General features: G+C 64.5%; 20 protein-coding genes and 1 riboswitch. Of the genes, 9 read left to right on the plus strand and 11 right to left on the minus strand.

Translation table 11 applies throughout. The annotated features are described in order from the left end of the window. Positions 1–107: 107 nt before the first annotated feature. The 3 genes from IEY62_RS17950 to IEY62_RS17960 form a co-directional block, all read right to left on the minus strand. Positions 108–482 carry a DMT family transporter gene (locus tag IEY62_RS17950; RefSeq protein WP_308424493.1) on the minus strand — a complete coding sequence of 125 codons (375 nt, stop codon included), beginning with the start codon at positions 480–482 and terminating at the stop codon, positions 108–110. A 2-nt stretch (positions 483–484) separates the two neighbouring features. Next, positions 485–799 (minus strand): DMT family transporter, encoded by a 315-nt coding sequence (locus tag IEY62_RS17955; RefSeq protein ID WP_189020412.1) that lies wholly within the window; start codon positions 797–799, stop codon positions 485–487. A gap of 9 nt (positions 800–808) precedes the next feature. After that, positions 809–874: riboswitch (guanidine-III (ykkC-III) riboswitch) on the minus strand. Between the two features lie 57 nt (positions 875–931). After that, positions 932–1,561: a HutD/Ves family protein gene (locus IEY62_RS17960; protein ID WP_189020414.1), complete on the minus strand. Its 630-nt coding sequence runs from the start codon at positions 1,559–1,561 to the stop codon at positions 932–934. Positions 1,562–1,660: 99 nt separating this feature from the next. Between IEY62_RS17960 and IEY62_RS17965 the strand changes: the two genes are divergently transcribed. Together IEY62_RS17965 and IEY62_RS17970 are read left to right on the plus strand one after the other, a co-directional pair. Further along, entirely contained in the window at positions 1,661–2,257 is a 597-nt protein-coding gene (locus IEY62_RS17965; RefSeq protein WP_189020417.1) for a phosphoribosylanthranilate isomerase, read from the plus strand. Between the two features lie 146 nt (positions 2,258–2,403). Next, complete coding sequence (locus IEY62_RS17970; protein WP_189020419.1) at positions 2,404–2,805, plus strand: YccF domain-containing protein; 402 nt, start codon at positions 2,404–2,406, stop codon at positions 2,803–2,805. On the opposite strand, the gene IEY62_RS17975 is transcribed toward IEY62_RS17970, so the two are convergent. The 6 genes from IEY62_RS17975 to IEY62_RS18000 form a co-directional block, all read right to left on the minus strand. After that, positions 2,802–4,463 carry a sialidase family protein gene (locus IEY62_RS17975; protein WP_189020421.1) on the minus strand — a complete coding sequence of 554 codons (1,662 nt, stop codon included), beginning with the start codon at positions 4,461–4,463 and terminating at the stop codon, positions 2,802–2,804. The genes IEY62_RS17970 and IEY62_RS17975 overlap by 4 nt on opposite strands. Before the next feature lie 9 nt (positions 4,464–4,472). Next, positions 4,473–5,243 carry a 2-phosphosulfolactate phosphatase gene (locus IEY62_RS17980; protein ID WP_189020424.1) on the minus strand — a complete coding sequence of 257 codons (771 nt, stop codon included), beginning with the start codon at positions 5,241–5,243 and terminating at the stop codon, positions 4,473–4,475. Beyond that, positions 5,240–6,109 carry a DUF4031 domain-containing protein gene (locus IEY62_RS17985; protein ID WP_189020426.1) on the minus strand — a complete coding sequence of 290 codons (870 nt, stop codon included), beginning with the start codon at positions 6,107–6,109 and terminating at the stop codon, positions 5,240–5,242. The genes IEY62_RS17980 and IEY62_RS17985 overlap by 4 nt, the downstream gene beginning before the upstream one ends. Positions 6,110–6,149: 40 nt before the next feature. Continuing rightward, complete coding sequence (locus IEY62_RS17990; RefSeq protein WP_189020428.1) at positions 6,150–7,028, minus strand: hypothetical protein; 879 nt, start codon at positions 7,026–7,028, stop codon at positions 6,150–6,152. 88 nt (positions 7,029–7,116) lie between these two features. After that, positions 7,117–7,767, minus strand: coding sequence for a response regulator (locus IEY62_RS17995; protein WP_189020430.1), 651 nt, complete (start codon positions 7,765–7,767; stop codon positions 7,117–7,119). Further along, on the minus strand, positions 7,764–8,939 hold the full coding sequence (locus IEY62_RS18000) for a sensor histidine kinase (protein WP_189020432.1): 1,176 nt from the start codon (positions 8,937–8,939) through the stop codon (positions 7,764–7,766). The genes IEY62_RS17995 and IEY62_RS18000 overlap by 4 nt, the downstream gene beginning before the upstream one ends. Positions 8,940–9,114: 175 nt before the next feature. Here IEY62_RS18000 and IEY62_RS18005 point away from each other — a divergent pair, with 175 nt between their 5' ends. Genes IEY62_RS18005 through IEY62_RS18020 form a run of 4 tightly spaced genes read left to right on the plus strand, consistent with a single transcriptional unit; the run spans position 9,115 to position 12,194 of the window. Continuing rightward, entirely contained in the window at positions 9,115–9,525 is a 411-nt protein-coding gene (locus IEY62_RS18005; protein ID WP_189020434.1) for a TOBE domain-containing protein, read from the plus strand. After that, positions 9,522–10,310 carry a molybdate ABC transporter substrate-binding protein gene (gene modA / locus IEY62_RS18010; RefSeq protein ID WP_189020437.1) on the plus strand — a complete coding sequence of 263 codons (789 nt, stop codon included), beginning with the start codon at positions 9,522–9,524 and terminating at the stop codon, positions 10,308–10,310. Before IEY62_RS18005 ends, modA begins: the two co-directional genes overlap by 4 nt. A gap of 7 nt (positions 10,311–10,317) precedes the next feature. Next, the gene (locus tag IEY62_RS18015; protein WP_189020439.1) at positions 10,318–11,127 is read left to right on the plus strand and encodes an ABC transporter permease; all 810 of its coding nucleotides are present in this window, start codon (positions 10,318–10,320) and stop codon (positions 11,125–11,127) included. Next, positions 11,124–12,194, plus strand: a complete 1,071-nt coding sequence (locus tag IEY62_RS18020) for a sulfate/molybdate ABC transporter ATP-binding protein (protein WP_189020441.1) — start codon at positions 11,124–11,126, stop codon at positions 12,192–12,194. Before IEY62_RS18015 ends, IEY62_RS18020 begins: the two co-directional genes overlap by 4 nt. Before the next feature lie 3 nt (positions 12,195–12,197). Here the strand turns inward: IEY62_RS18020 and IEY62_RS18025 are convergent, their stop codons facing one another. Further along, positions 12,198–12,815, minus strand: coding sequence for a pyridoxamine 5'-phosphate oxidase family protein (locus IEY62_RS18025; RefSeq protein WP_189020443.1), 618 nt, complete (start codon positions 12,813–12,815; stop codon positions 12,198–12,200). A 137-nt stretch (positions 12,816–12,952) separates the two neighbouring features. Between IEY62_RS18025 and clpB the strand changes: the two genes are divergently transcribed. Next, the gene (clpB, locus tag IEY62_RS18030; RefSeq protein ID WP_189020445.1) at positions 12,953–15,610 is read left to right on the plus strand and encodes an ATP-dependent chaperone ClpB; all 2,658 of its coding nucleotides are present in this window, start codon (positions 12,953–12,955) and stop codon (positions 15,608–15,610) included. Between the two features lie 26 nt (positions 15,611–15,636). On the opposite strand, the gene IEY62_RS18035 is transcribed toward clpB, so the two are convergent. After that, entirely contained in the window at positions 15,637–16,590 is a 954-nt protein-coding gene (locus tag IEY62_RS18035; protein ID WP_229785427.1) for a septum formation family protein, read from the minus strand. Between the two features lie 244 nt (positions 16,591–16,834). Here IEY62_RS18035 and IEY62_RS18040 point away from each other — a divergent pair, with 244 nt between their 5' ends. Together IEY62_RS18040 and IEY62_RS18045 are read left to right on the plus strand one after the other, a co-directional pair. Further along, complete coding sequence (locus IEY62_RS18040; protein WP_018778327.1) at positions 16,835–17,059, plus strand: DUF3073 domain-containing protein; 225 nt, start codon at positions 16,835–16,837, stop codon at positions 17,057–17,059. 238 nt (positions 17,060–17,297) lie between these two features. Then, positions 17,298–18,068: a VOC family protein gene (locus tag IEY62_RS18045; RefSeq protein WP_189020447.1), complete on the plus strand. Its 771-nt coding sequence runs from the start codon at positions 17,298–17,300 to the stop codon at positions 18,066–18,068. Positions 18,069–18,208: the final 140 nt, after the last annotated feature.

The raw sequence follows: 18,208 nt of genomic DNA on the forward strand, positions 1-18,208 counted from the left end.
GAATTCCTCCAGTTGCCCTGCCCGATTCGATGCTTAGCTGCAGGACGTGCCGTGCGAGAGGTACGGTGTGCAGCTAAGCATCGAATCGGAGCGGTACGAAGCCGGAGCTACTCGGCGTTGGCTGCAGGTTTCCCGGCAGGCAACGCCTTCAAACCAGCGGCACAGCCTACGATTCCGGCAATAAAGAGCAGCTTCAGCGGGCTCGCGGATTCCACACCCGTGATCATGGCCCAGCCAACGGTCAATGCCGCGCCGATGCCCACCCAGACCGCGTACGCAGTGCCGAGGGGGATGCGCTTCACGGCGATACCCAGTCCGAGCATGCTCAGGACTGCGGTCACAGCGAAGACCAACGTGGGCATGAGTTGCGTGAAGCCATCGGAGAGCCCCAAAGCTGTTGCCCAGACGGCTTCGAGGAGGGCAGAAGCCAGGAGGATCGCCCAGAAGATTCCGTTACCGGTGTTCTTGGTTTGTGTCGTCATGGCTATGCCACCACCTTAAGGCCGACCACGCATGCGCCAATGCCGGCAAGCAGGAGCAGCCGGGCCGTCGTCGCAGGTTCAACCTTGGTAACCATCGCGTAAGTCGCGGTCAGCACTACGCCAACACCGACCCACACGGCATATGCGGTGCCGGTTGGGATGGTTTGCATGGCAATTGCGAGGCCACCCATGCTGGCGATCACGGATACCAGGAAGACCACTGTGGGCACGGGTTTGCGGAAGCCCTTGGAACGGTGCAGAGCTGCGGCCCATACGGCCTCGAGCGCACCGGAAAGGATGAGGATTAACCACGACATGACATTTCCTTTGGCCAGTCTTGTCGCGTGCCGGGTACTGAACCGTCGTCCGGAGGTTCCAGAGGGGAACCTTCATTTCAGGCTAGCAACTCCGGCGCGGGGTGGCTACTTCCGGTGGTTAACGTCACCACCTCAGGCGTGGGTGGGCTCCACATGGTCGATCGAGATCACCGCGACAAAGCCCCGCCCGGAGATTTCAGGGCTGCGGGTGTCCGAACCCACGACGGCGTCGTAGCGGGACAGCTCAACAGGTTCGCCGGGGCTGGTAGCGGGCTCGCCGCCGTCGGATTCTTCCTCCGCAGCTGCTCCGGGCGCAACCGTCGCCTTGCCTTCCAACAACACCGCCAACTGGCCCTCGAACACCGGGTGGGCGCGCTTCTTGGAGATCTCAACGATCGACGTGTAACCCTTGAAAGCACCTTCGCGTGCGATGACGTTGAGGTCCCGGATGTCGCCGGTGGGGAGAGTCGCCGAGGACGCGGCCTCGCCGGAGAAACGGAACGGACGGTACTTCTCCAGCGGGTGCTCCGAGCCGTCGACGGTGAGGAGCAGCAGCTCGCCGTCGATGATGGTGATGACCCGTTCCATGCCCGGGAACACGGAAAAATCGCCCGCTTTCGAGACGTCGGCAATGCTGACCCGCCAATCCCACGCGCCGTCCTGTGCGGAGGCTGCCTGCGGGTGGCTTGCGAGCTGGCGCGTCACCCCGCCCCCGTTGCGCCACGGTTCGGGACGGATGTCAGCAAAACGGATAATCTCCATCCGACCAGCCTAATGGTGGACCCGGGTTCTCTGACGGCAACGCGGCTTGCTAACGTCATATGTGGAAAACGTTGTTGCTGGTATTGCGGGAGGCGCTGGATGTTCGTCAAAGTGTGCGGCTTGAGCACGCCCGAATCAGTGCGTGAAGCCGTCGACGCCGGTGCTGACGCCGTCGGTTTCGTCCTCACCGCCAGCCCGCGTGAGGTCAGCCCGGACCAGGTCCGCATTCTGCTCCCGCTGGTGCCCGCCGGCGTGCATGCGGTGGGTGTTTTCCGGCACGAATCTGCCGCTGACGCCGTGGCTGTTGCGCAGGCGGCGGGTCTGGAGTGGGTGCAGTTGCACGGTCGCCGGACCGCCGCGGACGTCACCACAGTGCACGACGCCGGGATGCGGCTCATCCGCGCCGTCACCATGAGTGCCTCCAAGGACGAGTTCGCCGACCTGGGCGAGGACGTATTCCTGATCGACGCCGCTGTGCCGGGGTCGGGGGAGTCTTGGGACTACGGGTCCGTCCAAGCAAAAGGGCTGGATGGCCGGGAGTGGCTCCTTGCCGGGGGACTTGAACCGGGCAACGTGGCCTTCGCTGCGGCTGCTGCCGGGGCGTGGGGCGTTGACGTTTCGTCGGGTGTTGAGGCGTCCCGCGGCGTGAAGGACCTGGCCAAGATCCGCGCCTTCGTCGCAGCCGCCAAAGCCTGACCCTTCCTCACGTCCCGCCTGCTTGAGCTGGACCCTTGGTGGGAACCCCTGGGGATGTGAGGGCATCGGGCCGTGCGGCTGAAGTCAGGGAAGATTCAGGGCATACCCCTAGGCATTTTGTCGGGCCGACAGGAGAGAATGAGGACATGAAAACGATCCTTAACGTCATCTGGCTTGTCTTCGGTGGGTTCTGGCTGGCCCTGGGCTACTTTGCGGCAGGCATTATCTGCTGCGTCCTCATCGTGACGATCCCCTGGGGCATCGCCTCGTTCCGGATCGGGGCTTACTGCCTGTGGCCCTTCGGGCAGATGGTGGTTGAGAAGCCGGGCGGCGCTGGGGTGTTCGCTCTCCTGGGCAACGTCATCTGGTTGTTGGTGGCTGGCATCTGGATCGCCATCGGCCACGTGGTTACGGCGTTTGCCATGGCCATCACCATCATTGGCATCCCGTTGGCCATCGCCAACCTGAAGCTCATCCCGGTTTCGCTCATGCCCCTGGGCAAGCAGATTGTGCCTACCAACCAGCCGTTCGTCAGCACGTACCGCTAGTCCGCAGCCACCGCCCCGGTGCGCAGATCGAAACGGAACGTCCGCTCCATACGCACCCTGCCGCCGTCGGCCTCTGCCGTGAACAGAATCTGCAACGTGCTGCGCTCAAGGTCCGACGCCGTGATGGTGTAGCTCGGCGTGAAGTAGAGGACGTGCTCGCCGGGCAACAGGGTGGTGGGCGGGAAATCGCCTACGTTGTGGTGCGGTCCGAGAAGTACGACGCCGGTAGCCGGCTGGGTGCCCGGGTTCCGGACGCGTCCGGTGAAAGCGAGGATGTCCCCGGCTTTGTACCCCGGGACGATGGGCCCGTAGTTGAGGTCCTGCGCTTCCCGGGTGCCCAGAACCTGGTCGCCGGCGTAGCCTTGCCCGATTTCCTTCCATGTTTGGACATCCCATTGACCGTCGCTGGTGGATGGGATCACGTGGAAGTCTCCGGCGTTCTGCCACACAGCGGGCCTGCCGGGGGTAACGGACCGCAACTCCATGTCGAAGACCAGGCCCGAAGGCTCCGGAGCAGCTGGCAGACGCGCGGAAAGCAATCCGGTCAGCTGCCCCGCCGGAATCGAAGCGAACACAATTTCCCTGTACCCGTCCCGTTCGTAGAGCACGCCGATGTTCCCGTCCGGTAGCCGCGTCACAGTGGAATAGGCCGAGCTTCCCGGGCACAGCAGCAACTTTGCGGGCCAAGTAGCGCCGTTGTCGGGGGAGAGGCTCAGCACGGTGTTTCGTCGGAGGTGAGGGTCGTGGTTGTTGCTCGCGAGCAGCCAGGTTGAGGTCTCCGCCGAACCCGGCGCATGAACAGCAGGCTGTCCGTCGAAGCGGGCCAGGGAGCCGTTGTCGCTGGGATCCGGCAGGTCCGGAACGGGCTGCAGTGGGCTCCATGTCTGGCCGCCGTCCTCGGACACGGCGGACAGCCGGCATGGTGTGGCCCTCGAATGCAGGAGCAGCCGGCCATCATCCAGGCACACTACTTTGTTCTCGTTCGGGCCCACGCCTGTGGTGCCCGGACCGATCAGCTCGCCCAACTGCCACGTCTCACCGTGATCGTCGCTGAACGCGGAGGCGGCCATGATGGAGCCCTCCATCAGCAGCACGTACTGTTGCACCAACCGGCCCGCAAAAGGACCGGTGTGGATCTGGATGCCTTGCCCGGCGGCCGCGAAAAGGCCGGTGATTCCAGGGTTTTTCAGCTGCGCGGTAAGCCGACGGTGCTGCCAGGTGCCGCCGTCGTCGTCGGAGTAGCTGACGTCCGCATGCTGCACGTCGTCCTCCGGCTCCAAGCCCGCAACGGCTTCGAAGAAGCCCGAGTGTGTTCCGGCCGCGTGGAACATGAAGATTCGCCCGGTATCGGCGTCCACCAGCAGGCTTGGGTCGCCGAAACCCTGAAGCCCGGCGCCCGTGCGGACCAGCTGTTGTGGCTCCCAGGTAACTCCGTTGTCGAAGCTGCGTCTGAGCAGGAGGTCGATGGGGTTGGGGAGGTCGTCCAGGTTGGGCCGGCCATCATAGGCGGCCAAAATTGTTCCCCGCATGCTGACGGCCAAAGCCGGGATGCGGTACTGCCGGTAACCGCCCACGCCGCGCGTCGCCAGGACGTGTTCGGCATCGGGGACGGCAAGGGGGAAGGCAGAACTGGAAGAGCCCAAGAGGTAGGAGGTCACACCTCCATGCTAGCTGGACACTCCCCGGTAAGCACCGTCCCGCAGGAGGGCAACGTCGGAACCGGCGTCAAGCTCTGCTGCGATGACGACGTCGTCCCCGTAGCCGCCGTCGATCAGTTCACGGCCACTGGAACACCCCCGCAAAACACCCGCAAGATGAGGTTCTGCAGCGTCGAAGGCAGCAGCTGCGGCCGACGCCTCCGGTGAAAAGTTGTGACGCCCCGCCGCCGCGAGACCTGCTATGAACGCCCCGGCTCCGAGTTGGTCCTCCAGCGCCGGCCGCAGGTGCCCGTTGCCCCATTTCTCACCCGCAGCAATGACCGCAATAACGGCATCATCCGGCAGCGTGGCATGCACCCAATCTGCCGTGGCGGCCGCATTCCGCAACGAAACGGCCACCACCTGACGGGCTGAACCGGCCAACTCATGGCTGATGGTTGAACCGTTGGGGGAGGGGAGAACCACCCGATCGAGTGACGGCGCAGAACGGAGGCTCCCAGGCGACAGGCTCAGCCCTTCCGAACCCCGCGGCCCTGCCAGCGTGGCCCGCCGGTGGGCCGCGAACTCGCTCGCGCCCGCGTCCCGCAGCGGATAAGGAAACACCACCGCCCCGCGATCCACCGCAACGCTGACGCACGTGGTGAACGAAAGGACGTCAACCACCACCGCAAGGTCAGCTCCGGGCACCACCGCACGGGCGCCGTCGAGCCCCCATTCAAACCGGACCGAGTACGGCAGTTGCCGCTGCGGCGCGCCGGGTTCGCTGAGCACGCCGCTCACGCGAGTTCGCCGGCAAGGTTCCGGCGGGCGGCGTCCAGCCAGAGGCCTTGTGCGCGTTCGCTGTGGAACAGCGGGTCCAGCTCCAGCAGTTGGCGAACGACGGCGGCACGCCCCGTTGCGAAGTCGTCGTCGCTGACGTGGGCGTAGTCTTCGCGGACGGCAGCCAAATATCGTGCGTACGACTGCTCATCCGCACCCAACACAGAAAGGTCCGCATCGCAGAGCAGCGCCCCTGCATGGTCGCCGGGGTCCGGCTGGTGACTGGACGTGAGCCGGACCAAGCGGGCAACCTCGGCAACATCGGCGGGGGCCAGGCCGGCAGCCGTGAGGCGATGCTCGGCCAAGAGGGCTGACTCTTCTTCGTCCTGACCGGCTACGCCTTCATAGACGGCATCGTGAAACCACGCGGCGAGCGATACGGTGCGGGCGGGCAGGGCCGGCTCGGTCAGGACGTCGAGGGCTTCAAGGACCGACAACAGGTGGGTCCGGCTATGGTATTTCCGCCCGTCCTCTCCCCACCGTTCCAGCAGTTCAAGGCCCAGTTCCTCGTGCCCGGGGTAAATGGCGTTCCAGCGTTCCAGCAGGGGCACGGTCAAGGCTTTGCTGCGTTCCCGGGCCGGGATGCGCAAACCACTGGCGATCAGTTTGCGCACCAGGATCCGGGCTTCCACGGGAATGGCACCGGCCAGGACAAGGCTGTCGTAGCGGCGTTCCGGTACGTCGTAGTGATCTCCGTCGAAGGCACGCTCCGGCACTCCGGCTGCGGCCGCGAAGGCGTGCAGCTCATCCAGCGACGTGTCCGACACCAGGTGCGAAAAGACGGTTCCGTGCGCTGGCCACAGGGGCGGATCGACGTAGATGGCCATGGCCAAAGTGTAGTCCCGGACGTGAACCCTTCAACGCGGACTACCCCAGCAAGAGTCGGGCGCGCTCCGAAGCGTCGTGGCGGATCTTTTTCACTTCTGCCACCTCGGTCTCCAGCTCCTTCATCCGCGTGGTCAAGTACTTGTCCAGCACGGTGGTGATCTTCGCGTCGAAGCCGGTGCTCTCCCGGCATGTTGCGTCCGTGACGGCGATCTTCAACTCTTTCTGGCCCCCTGCGTCGAGTCCTGCCGAGACAGCTTCACCGGGGTGGCTGTAAGGGAAGGCCGTGGTGGACATGCATTCTTTCCAGGAGTCCACGGCGGACTGGATCCCGGCGTCCTGGCCCGCGGCGTTGGTGGCGACCATCAGGGAGTTGAAAGCCAATGCGGTGGCCCTCATGTAATTGTCGGCAGTCCCATAGATGGCCGTAATGCCCTCGGCCTTGCAACCTCCCCACAGCATCCCCGTACCTGCTGAGGACTGGACTACGTTCTGCTCCGGCGACCCACTGCCGTTGAGGGCCTGCTGAAAAGCGGGGTCCGCCATGAGTTTGCCAAGCTCGGAGTCAGGGGCGGGCTCACCCGGTCCCTTGGACTTGGTTGATGCGTATCCCGAAGCCCGCGCAGTCTCAACGCTGAGCGTATCGAAGCCTACGTGGTGTTTGAGATCCACGGACTGTTGCCCCGTAGCCGGTGTGTAGTCGTATCCGGCCTTGGCCATGCACCGACGCACGGCTTCAGCCACCCCCTTTTCGGCCACAGAGTCCGCGGAGGCGAACTGCTCCGCGGTCAAGGTCATTCCGGACACGGGGTGGTCCGCGGGTTTTGTGAGCATGGAGGAAACTCCCGGCGTGGCGGCGGCTGCCAATGTTGCGGCAGCGCCGGCAGCAAGAATCAGGGCCCCAATGGTCTTCTTTTTCACAGTTTCTCCTTCTTGACGAATTATGGTCGGTTTTTGGCAATGCAGTGGCCGGCCCTGGTGTTCCAGGGCCTGGTTGAAGGGTGGAGATTTAGCCGATCAGCCTGTTTTGGTACGCGAAGGCAACCAACTGGATCCGGTTCTTGAGTTTGAGCTTGGACAAAATGTTCCCGATGTGGGATTTCACCGTGGCGTCGCTGAGGACCAGGGACGCGGCGATCTCTCCGTTGGCCAGGCCTTTGGCGGCCAGCATGAAGACATCGTGCTCCCGGGCCGACAAAGGTGCCAGGACTGCCGTGTTGGCCTCTGCGGGTGTGGTGTAGTCCCTGAGCAGCTCATTGGTGGCCGATGGCGCCATGACTGCGTGGCCCGAGTGGACGGTGCGGATGGTGGCGAGCAGGAATTCCGGCGTCGCGTCCTTGGTGAGGAAGCCGCCGGCGCCGGCCTGGATGGCGCGGACCACTGCTTCGTCGTGCTGGATGGTGGTGAGCACTATGACCTTGGTCCGGCTCGTGCTTTCGGTGATCCGGCGGGTGGCCGTGATCCCGTCCATGACAGGCATCCGGATGTCCATCAGCATGACGTCAGGCTCTGCGCTCGCGGCCAGTTCCACCGCCTGCTCACCGTCAGTGGCTTCACCCACCAGATCGAGATCTGCTTGGCTCCCGAGGATCATCTTCAAACCCGCGCTGAACAGGGGTTGATCGTCCACCAAGGCGACGCGGATCGGGGTTTCGTTCATGGCAGGATTGCCTCCACTTCGAAGAGTTGACCGTTGGTGAGCGTCGTAAGCCGCCCGCCTGCCGCCGTCGCGCGTTCACGCATACCGGGTATACCGCGGCCGGTTCCCGACGGCGGCACTTCCGTCACGCCGTCGGCCAGCCTCGAGCGGATCTTCAGGCGCAGGCCGCCGGGGTCGCGGGCAACCGTCACCACCGCGCCAGCCGGGCGATCTCCGTGCTTGAACGCGTTCGTCAGGCTTTCCTGGACGATTCTGTAGACGGTGAGGTCCTCCACCGGCGAGAGCCCCTCCAGCCCGGTGGTGTGAAGTTCAACGGGCATTCCGCTGCTCTGCAGGCGTTCGGCCAGGGCGGGCAGTTCAGCGGCCCCCGGGGCAGGGCCTTCCAACTCTGCGCCGAAACTTTGCACGAGCCGCCGCGTTTCCTGCAGGGCGCCCCTTGCTGAGGACGCAATGACGTTTGCCGCTTCTTCCACCAACTCCGGCTCAGTCCTGTGGACATAGCGGATACCTTCGGCCTGGGCTGTGATGACGGCGAGGGAATGGGCCAGGACGTCATGCAGTTCCCGGGCGATCCTGTTGCGCTCCTGCTCGATCACCAACGCACCCGCCGTTGATTCAAGCCGGGACTCCGCCCGCTCCTTCGCCATTCGGTTGGCAGCGGCCTGGCGGCCCGATGCGGCGGCAGCCCATCCAGCGAGGTTGAGGGCCGAGAATGAGGCGAACACCAGGAAGGCGTATACAGCAATACGGAACGGGCTCGCTTCGGTCAGCTGTTTGCCGAAAACAAAGTTGATCCACGTTGTGTCGGCGAACCAATTCACGGTGACCATGCAGGCGGCGGTCAGGGCCGCGACCGGGAGGGGCCAACGCTGCCGTTCCTTCCAGCCGAGAGTGGCGAAGAAGAAGAGCGCCGGCAGGCAAACGTAAGGGGTGGCCCCAGACAGCATGACGCTCGGGAAGATGCCAAACGCCTGGAAACCCAGGGCTGCGAACGCAAAGATCACGGCAGGGACGGGAACCAGTTCGGCCGCGGCAACTGCGGCCGTGAACGCGATCAGGACCGCGCTCGCGGAATCGAAGGTGCGTTCCTCGAGAATCATGAGTGCCGCGAGCATGCCCAGTCCTGCCAATGGTGCGGCTGCTGGGCGAAGCGCCAGGATTCTCGGTGACATGCTTCAACCCTAGGGGGAGCCGCCCGGGCACGGGCGCCGTTTGACCCGGGTTCATCCAGTCGGGGGAGCAAGTTCGTCCGAGGGGCTGAGGAAAACAACCGCCAGCGCCAGTCATATTGCGTTTGCGGAGTGAACGGCGTGCAACTGAACGCATTTGCGGGCCTACACTGATTCCATGCCGCAAATACGAATTTCCGAAGCCGCTCGCTTCCTTGGCGTCAGTGACGACACCGTGAGGCGTTGGACGGAGAACGGGACGCTAACGCCGCAGAAGGACTCAGCAGGTCGCCTGGCTGTTGATGGGCTGGAACTCGCCACTCTTGCGCGCGGCCAGTCCCATCTGCCGGAGGACCCCACCCGTCCCGGCAGTTCGGCCCGCAACCGCTTCGTCGGCCTGGTCACCGGAATTACGGCTGACAAGGTGATGGCGCAGGTTGAGCTTCAGTGTGGTCCGTTCCGTGTGGTGTCCCTCATGAGCAGCGAAGCCGTGCGGGAACTAGGGCTTGAGCTCGGTTCGGTGGCCACCGCCGTGGTCAAGGCAACCACAGTCATTATCGAAACACCTCAGGGAAAGAGCATCATATGAGCATCCGCCGTCAACACTTCACCGCAATCCTGGCGGCCGGCACATTGGCGGCAGCCCTGGCCGGATGCGGTTCAGGCACCAACGCCACGGCCACTCCCACGTCTTCGCTGTCCGGCGAGATCACCGTGTTTGCGGCAGCCTCCCTCAAAACCACCTTCACCCAGTTGGCCAAGGACTTCGAGGCGGCCAATCCGGGCACAAAGGTGAAACTGAGTTTCGCAGGTTCCTCGGATCTGGTGACCCAGATAACCCAGGGCGCCCCGGCCGACGTCTTTGCCTCCGCCGACACCAAGAACATGACCAAGCTGGCCGACGCCAAGCTGGTGGACGGTACCGCGACAAACTTCGCTACGAATGTCCTTGAGATTGCCGTCCCACCCAGCAACCCGGCGTCGATCTCTTCCTTCGCAGACCTCGCCAAACCGGGCGTCAAGGTGGTCACCTGCGCCAGCCAGGTGCCCTGCGGTGCGGCAGCCGACGCCGTCGAGAAAGCCAGCGGCGTGGCCTTGACCCCTGTCAGTGAAGAGTCCTCTGTGACCGATGTCCTGGGCAAGGTCACCTCCGGCGAGGCCGACGCCGGCCTGGTTTACGTGACGGACGTCAAGGGAGCCGGCGACAAGGTGAAGGGCATTCCGTTCGCTGAATCGGACAAGGCCGTCAACACCTACCCGATCGCCACGGTAGGCTCCAGCAAGAACAAGGAGCTGGCGGCGGCTTTCGTTGCCGCTGTGACCAGCGACAAGGGCAGGAAGGTTCTGGGAGACGCCGGTTTCGGCGCACCGTAGGGAGAGCATGAAGACCACCACCGGCTACCACGGCGTCCCTCGATGGATCTATGCCGTGGCAGCAGCGGGCGGCCTCCTGGTGGTCCTTCCGCTGGCGGCCATGCTGCTGCGCGTCAACTGGCCGCAGTTCATTCCGCTGATCACCTCGGAGTCTTCCCTCGCGGCGTTGGGCCTGAGTCTGCGGACCTCTGCAGCCAGCACGGTTCTGTGCATCGTGCTGGGCGTGCCGTTGGCGTTGGTGCTGGCACGCGGCGAGTTCCCGGGGCAGAAACTCCTGAGGTCCTTCGTCCTGCTGCCGCTCGTGCTGCCACCGGTGGTCGGGGGTATTGCGCTGCTCTACACTTTCGGGCGGCAGGGCCTGCTGGGGAAGTCCCTGGAAGCCGCAGGGATCCAGATCGCGTTCTCAACCACTGCGGTGGTCCTGGCGCAGACGTTCGTGGCCCTGCCCTTCCTGGTGGTCAGTCTGGAGGGCGCCCTGCGGTCGGCGGGAAACAGGTACGAAGCCGTGGCTGCGACGCTCGGGGCCAAACCCACCACGGTCCTTCGCCGCGTCACCCTTCCGCTGGTCCTGCCAGGTTTGGCGTCCGGGGCTGTCTTGTCGTTCGCGCGCAGCCTGGGGGAGTTCGGCGCCACCTTGACGTTTGCGGGCAGCCTGGAAGGGGTCACCCGGACGTTGCCGCTGGAAATTTACCTCCAGCGCGAGACCGACGCCGACGCCGCCGTCGCGCTTTCCCTCGTCTTGGTTGCCGTGGCAGTCGCGGTGGTGGGGTTGAGCTACGGTGGCCGTCGGCGCACACCTGCGGCGGTCCAGTCATGAGCTTCGAACTGCAGGCCAGCCTCCAGGCCAGAAATTTCGAGATGTCCTTGAGCCTCACGGACCATGAAACCGTTGCCATTCTCGGTCCCAACGGCGCGGGCAAATCAACGTTGTTGGCAGTGATCGCCGGGCTGTTGCGGCCCGATTCCGGCTCAGCCAGGATTGCCGGGCGGCAGTTGTTCAACCTCGACGCCGGTACGCGCCATTGGGACGCCCCGCACCTGCGCGGCACGGCCCTCCTGGCGCAGGAGGCGCTGCTGTTCCCGCACCTGAGCGTGGTGGACAACGTCGCCTTTGGACCCCGCAGCGCCGGTGCTCCCAAAGCTGCGGCCCGGGAAACGGCGCAGCGTTGGCTCGCGGAAGTGGACGCCCTGCAACTGGCCGACAGGAAGCCCGCCCAGCTCTCCGGAGGCCAGGCGCAGCGGGTTGCCGTGGCGCGTGCCCTTGCCGCCGAGCCGGAACTGCTGCTCCTGGACGAGCCCATGGCTGCCCTGGACATCCACGCGGCACCCCTGCTGCGCCGTGTCCTGAAACGCGTGTTGAAGGACCGGAAGGCCATCATCGTCACGCACGATGTCCTGGACGCCTACATGCTGGCAGACCGGGTAGTTGTGGTGGAAAACGGCCGGATTGTCGAAGAAGGTCCCACGCGCCAGGTCCTGGAACGGCCCAGAAGCCACTTCGCCGCCGGACTTGCGGGTCTGAATCTCGTCGGCGGAACCTTGGGTCAAGAAGGGATCACGACGCCGGATGGCCGGGTTTTCGCCGGACAGCACGATCCCGACTGGTCACCTGTGCCCGGCCAGGCAGGCGTGGCGGCGTTCCCGCCGTCGAGCGTTTCCGTCTTCCTGGGTGATGTGCACGGAAGCCCGCGCAACTCCTATGCGGTGACCATCACCGACCTCGAACCGCACGGGGACCAGATCCGGGTACGCGCCAGCGCCGGCACCGACGGCACGTTGTCCGCCGATATCACGCCTGCAGCTTCCGCAGACCTCGGCCTTGCCCCCGGGATGGAGGTGCGGTTCGTGGTGAAGTCCGCACTGGTGTCGGTCTACCCGGCGTGAGTCCTAGTCCCGGTACATCCGCTCCGCATAGGACGGCCCGTAGTAGCTCTCGAGCTCTTCCAAAGGCGTTTCGGGCTGGGTGTAGGCCTGGGCGAGCGTTGCGATGCTGGGCAGGTCTTCGGCTTCCCATGTTTCCGGTTCCCACAGCCCGCTCCGCATAAAGGCCTTGCCGCAGTGTGTGAACACTTCCTCCACTGACACCACGACGGCGGCGCGTGGCCTATGCCCCTTCACTACCATCTGATCGAAGAAGTCCGCGTCGCGCACAATCCGTGCCGTGCCGTTGATCCGCAGGGTGTCCGTCCGGCCAGGCACCACGGAGAGGATGCCGACGTTGGGGTTCTCCAGGATGTTGTGGAAACCGAACGCGAGCTTGTTGCCCGGGCGCTCGGGGATGGCGATGGTGTGCTCGTCCAGGACGTGGATGAAGCCGGCGGGGTCCCCCTTGGGTGAGGCATCCACGCGGCCGTGCGCGTCCGTCGTCGAGAGCACGCAGAAAGGGCTGGCAGCAAGCCATTGCCGGTCGAAGTCACTGAGCGCCGTGCGGACCTTTTTACGCACACGCTCAAGGGGCAATCCGATCAAAGCTTCGAGTTCAGCAGCGGTGGAGATGGTGTCCATGCCCCCAGCCTAACCGTGCGGCTATGGACACCGGTTTCGCCGTGGGCAAACATGGAAGCAATGACCCCGAAATCAAACTTGAGCGTAGTAGACTCAACTTTGAAAGTATTGGTCACACTCCAGAAAGGGAGCACTCTTTGGACGTCAAATTCACTACCAAAAGCCAGGAGGCCCTTTCTGCGGCCGCCATGAACGCCTCAACGGCCGGGAACCCCCAGCTGGAGCCGGCGCACTTGCTGAAGGCCCTCATGGACCAGAGGGAGGGTGTTGCCGTGGCTCTTCTGCGTGCCACGGGAGCCGATCCCGACGCGGTGAGCGTGCAGGCAAGCTCGGCCATCAAAGCCCTGCCGTCCTCGTCCGGCACCTCCGTGCAGCAGGCGCAGCTGTCCCGCCAGTCCATGCAGGCGATCCAGGCCGCACAAAACGAGGCCGACAAACTCGGCGATTCCTTCGTTTCCACCGAGCACCTGCTGCTGGGGCTTTCTGCCGGAAGTGACGCCGTCGGGAAGTTAATGCGCGACGCCGGTGCCTCCCACGAGGCGCTTCTCGCCGCCCTGCCAGGCGTCCGCGGGAATGGAAACGTCACCTCCCCGGATCCCGAAAACACCTTCCAGGCCCTGGAGAAGTTCGGCACGGACCTGACCGCCGTGGCCCGTTCGGGCAAGCTGGACCCCGTTATCGGGCGTGACGGCGAGATCCGGCGCGTGGTCCAGGTGCTGAGCCGCCGTACCAAAAACAACCCCGTCCTGATCGGTGAGCCCGGCGTCGGCAAGACCGCCGTCGTCGAAGGCCTCGCGCAGCGCATGGTTGCCGGCGACGTACCCGAGAGCCTGCGCGGCAAGACCCTCATCGCCCTGGACCTCGCCTCCATGGTGGCCGGCGCCAAGTACCGCGGCGAATTCGAGGAACGGCTCAAGGCTGTGCTTGAGGAAATCAAGAACAGCAACGGGCAGATTGTCACGTTCATCGACGAAATCCACACGGTAGTGGGTGCCGGAGCCACCGGTGACAGCGCCATGGATGCCGGCAACATGCTCAAGCCCATGCTGGCCCGCGGTGAGCTGCGGCTGATCGGTGCCACCACGCTCGACGAATACCGCGAAAACATCGAAAAGGACCCTGCGCTGGAGCGCCGCTTTCAGCAGGTCTACGTTGGCGAACCCAGCGTCGAGGACACCATCGGCATCCTCCGCGGCCTGAAGGAACGCTACGAGGCACACCACAAGGTAGCCATCGCAGACTCAGCCTTGGTGGCAGCCGCGACCCTCTCCAATCGCTACATCTCGGGTCGGCAGCTGCCTGACAAAGCCATCGACCTGGTGGACGAAGCCGCGTCCCGGCTCCGCATGGAAATCGATTCGGCGCCCGAAGAGATCGACCAGCTCCGCCGCGCCGTCGACCGTTTGACCATGGAAGAACTGGCCCTCCAGAACGAAACCGACCCCGCCTCCGTGGAGCGGCTCGCCGCAATCCGCGCCGATATGGCGGACAAGAAGGAAGAACTCAACGCCCTTAACGCCCGGTGGGAGGCGGAGAAAGCCGGATTGAACCGCGTGGGTGACCTGAAGGCCAAGATCGACGAGCTTCGTTCGGCCGCGGACAAGCACCAGCGCGAAGGTGACCTCGAATCGGCGTCGCGGATTCTGTACGGCGAACTGCCCGCACTGGAACGGGAGCTGAGCGCCGCTGCCGAGGAAGAGTCCGCGCGTGGCGGTTCGAAGCCTGAGCTGATGGTGGCCGAGGATGTCACCGCCGACGACATTGCCGAGGTCATTTCGGCCTGGACAGGTATCCCTGCCGGCCGCATGCTCCAAGGCGAGTCCCAGAAGCTGCTGCACATGGAAGAAGAGCTTGGCAAGCGCCTGATCGGCCAGAGCAAGGCCGTGCAGGCCGTGTCCGATGCTGTTCGTCGTGCCCGCGCCGGCATCAGTGACCCCAATCGTCCGACGGGTTCGTTCCTGTTCCTGGGCCCCACCGGCGTGGGTAAGACGGAGCTGGCCAAGGCTTTGGCTGACTTCCTCTTCGACGACGAACGCGCCATGATCCGGATCGACATGTCCGAGTACAGCGAGAAGCACGCAGTTGCCCGCCTGGTCGGTGCCCCTCCGGGATACGTCGGCTACGAAGAAGGCGGCCAGCTCACCGAGGCTGTGCGTCGTCGCCCCTACTCCGTGGTTCTGCTGGACGAGGTGGAAAAGGCCCACCCCGAGGTCTTCGACATCCTCCTGCAGGTTCTCGACGACGGTCGCCTCACCGACGGCCAGGGCCGCACCGTGGACTTCCGCAACACCATCCTGGTACTGACGTCCAACTCCGGAAGCCAGTTCCTGGTTGACCCGTCGCTGGATGCCAGGGCCAAGCGCGAGGCTGTCATGGCCGTTGTCCAGGCGTCGTTCAAGCCCGAGTTCCTGAACCGTCTGGACGAGATCGTGCTGTTCGATCCGCTGTCCGTTGAGGAACTTGCCCGGATCGTTGAGCTGCACGTGGCTGAATTGGGGAACCGTCTCCGCGATCGCCGCCTCAGCCTGGAGGTTACCGACGGCGCCCGCGCCTGGTTGGCGATGTCCGGCTACGATCCCGCCTATGGCGCCCGGCCCTTGCGCCGCCTGGTCCAGCGCGAGATCGGTGACCGCCTGGCCAAGGAAATCCTGGCAGGGGAGATCAGTGACGGCGATACCGTTCTGGTTGATACCGCCGCTGATGTGGACGAGCTCACCATTGCGGGTCTTGAGGCGCTCTCGAACCCCGACGGCGGTGCGCCCGCAGGCACGGGCCTCACCGTCCGCAGGAAGTAAGTCCGGCCGGCGCTACTTGTCCGGCGCTACTTGTCGAGGAGGTTTTCCTTGATGGTGTTGCCGGAGTCCACCACGATGAAGCAATCAACGCGGCGGTCGCCCCGATCCCAGCTGCTGCTGCTGGGGTACACGTTCTGCTGGAGCAGGATGTAGTTGGCGGACGCCGCGTTGAGTTTCACGGTTTTGCATACTTCCCTGCCCTTGTCCCGCAAAGCAGTGGCGCCGGGGAAAGACTCATCTGCCCCGTAGCTGAAGACTGCACCGAGCTGGGCGGAGTGTTCGGTATCGCACTCCACGGCCCTGGCTTCAGTGGCTTTGGGGTCGAAGCTGGCGAAGCAGTCGCCAACCTGGAAGTCCTTGGCGTTTGTATCGCGGGGGAGCGGGCCGGGGGTAGAGGTTGCGCTGGGGCTGGCCACGGAGGCTTCCGGACGGCTGCCGAGCAGGTTGAGCAGGACCCAGATCACTACCCCGATCAGAACCAGGACACCAAGCACGATCCCGCCAATGACAAGGCGTTGACGTTTGATCGGGTCTCCGTGCTGCTCCGGTTGCCATTCCTGGCCCGGGACCGGCTCCTGGCCTGGGTAGGCCTGGCCTTGGTACGGCTGGCCTGGATTTGCTTGGCCTGGGTAGGGCTGGCCTAGGTAGGGCTGTTGCGGCGGATACGGCTGCTGCCATGGGTAGTGCGGGTCTCCGCCAGCGGGCGATTCAGCAGCGACTGGAGCGTTGTCCTCAGCAGCCTCGGGAGTCTTCCCACTTTCCGGTGGCAGCGCGGGGTCCGGCTGGTCGCCCGGATTCGGTACGAAGTCAGGATCGAGTTCTGGTGCGGGATCCGGCTGGAGGCCTGATGGTGGTGTCAGCGGGGTTGCTTGTGGCTGCTCACCGGATGCCGGCGGAGGTGTTTCAGGCGCGGCAGATGCACCATCCTTGCCTTGATCGTGTGGCGAACCATCACGCGGTGAGGTGTTGTCCTGGCTCATATTCCGGGGTGTGCCTTTCCTGCTGTGGAGCCGCATTGAGGCCGACTCTACCCAATTTTCGGCCTGCTTGGAGGCGTCTGCCGCTGGTTTTGACGGTGTCGGCCCCGGACTCGGGGTTGGAGTGGCGCACAGGCACCCCTGAAAGCATGTAATCTAGACATACGACAAATTGACCAAACATTCCGGGGCCTCACCGATAGCCAAGGTGACCACCTCCGGTCCAAGTACAAAAGGGGGTCACGCCATGGGGCGCGGCCGTCAAAAGGCAAAAGCTACCAAGCAGGCTCGGGATATCAAGTACTACTCCCCGAACACTGACTATTCGGCACTTGAGCGGGAGCTCACGGGTCCGTCCAGTCGTGTCAAGAGCCACTTCCCCGACGATCCCCCGGAGCCGGATTATTCGGCCTACGAGGACAAGTACGCGGAAGATGATGACGACGAGGTAGACACCCGCCGTATCGTATAGCTGTCGCAACCAACAGGTGCCGCTGGCACTGAGTTGCGTACCGCCGTCGTACACAAGGTCATCGCGCATCCCCGGATGCCGTATATCTTTCGAAGAGGGCCCTCAGGGCACGCCGCACTTTGGCGTACCCTGGGGGTCCTTTTCTGCGTAGGCTGGAGTTTCCAGCGCAGTGAAGGAAAGCATGCCTTCCGCTGGGCCAACCACCCCGCACGTATGGAAGCAGGAGCACACAGGCAGCATGACCACCCGAAACCATTACGCCAGCGGAGAGCCGTGCTGGGCGGATCTGCAGACCAGGGACGTCGCGGCGGCCAAGGATTTCTACCAGCGCGTTTTCGGCTGGACCTACAAGGACCTGCCCACCCCCGATGGGCGCAGCTACTCCCAGGCTTTCGTGAAGGATCAGCTGGTGGCGGTGATCGCCCCGCAGAACCCTCTGCAGGAGGCCGCCGGAACGCACGGCCAGTGGAACATCTACCTTGCGGCAACGGACACGGAGGAAGTGGCCGAGGACGCCGCCCATGCCGGCGGGAAGCTGCAGTTCGGGCCGGAGGCTGTTGCAGATACCGGGGTGCTCGCGTTCATCGAGGCAGCGGGTGGCGGAACCACCGGTATCTGGCAGGCCGGAACGCACCTCGGCAGCCACCTCTACAACGAGCCTGGCGCGTTGGCATGGGCGGAACTTTTGACGCCTGAGCCGCAGGCCGCCGTCGGATTTTTACAGCAGCTGTTCGGATATGAGGTCACCGAATACCCCCAGGACGACGGCGGCAGTTACAGCACGCTGATGGTGAACGGTGAGGAAGTGGCCGGCGTCGTTCCTGCCGGGGAGGGTGAGGACGCTGGATGGCAGGTGTACTTTGGGGTGGCCGATGTCCGGGAGGCCGCCGATGCAGCCGTGGCGGCCGGGGGAGAGCTCCTGGTGGAGCCGGACGCCCGGCCGGAGACAGGTTCCCTGGCCACCATCCAGGATCCGCAAGGCGGCGTGCTGAGCCTGATCCAGGTGTGAAGCACGACGCGCATATTCACTGAGGCCGCGGAAATGGATTGCCGCTGCCCGGATGTGGGTGTCGGGTGTCCGGATCCTGGGCGCCAACGAATATGGGTGTCGCTACGGACTACTGACACGCAACAAAAAAGGAGCGGCCG

Origin of the sequence: Paenarthrobacter histidinolovorans, assembly GCF_014647595.1 — a bacterium.
Taxonomy (GTDB): domain Bacteria; phylum Actinomycetota; class Actinomycetes; order Actinomycetales; family Micrococcaceae; genus Arthrobacter; species Arthrobacter histidinolovorans.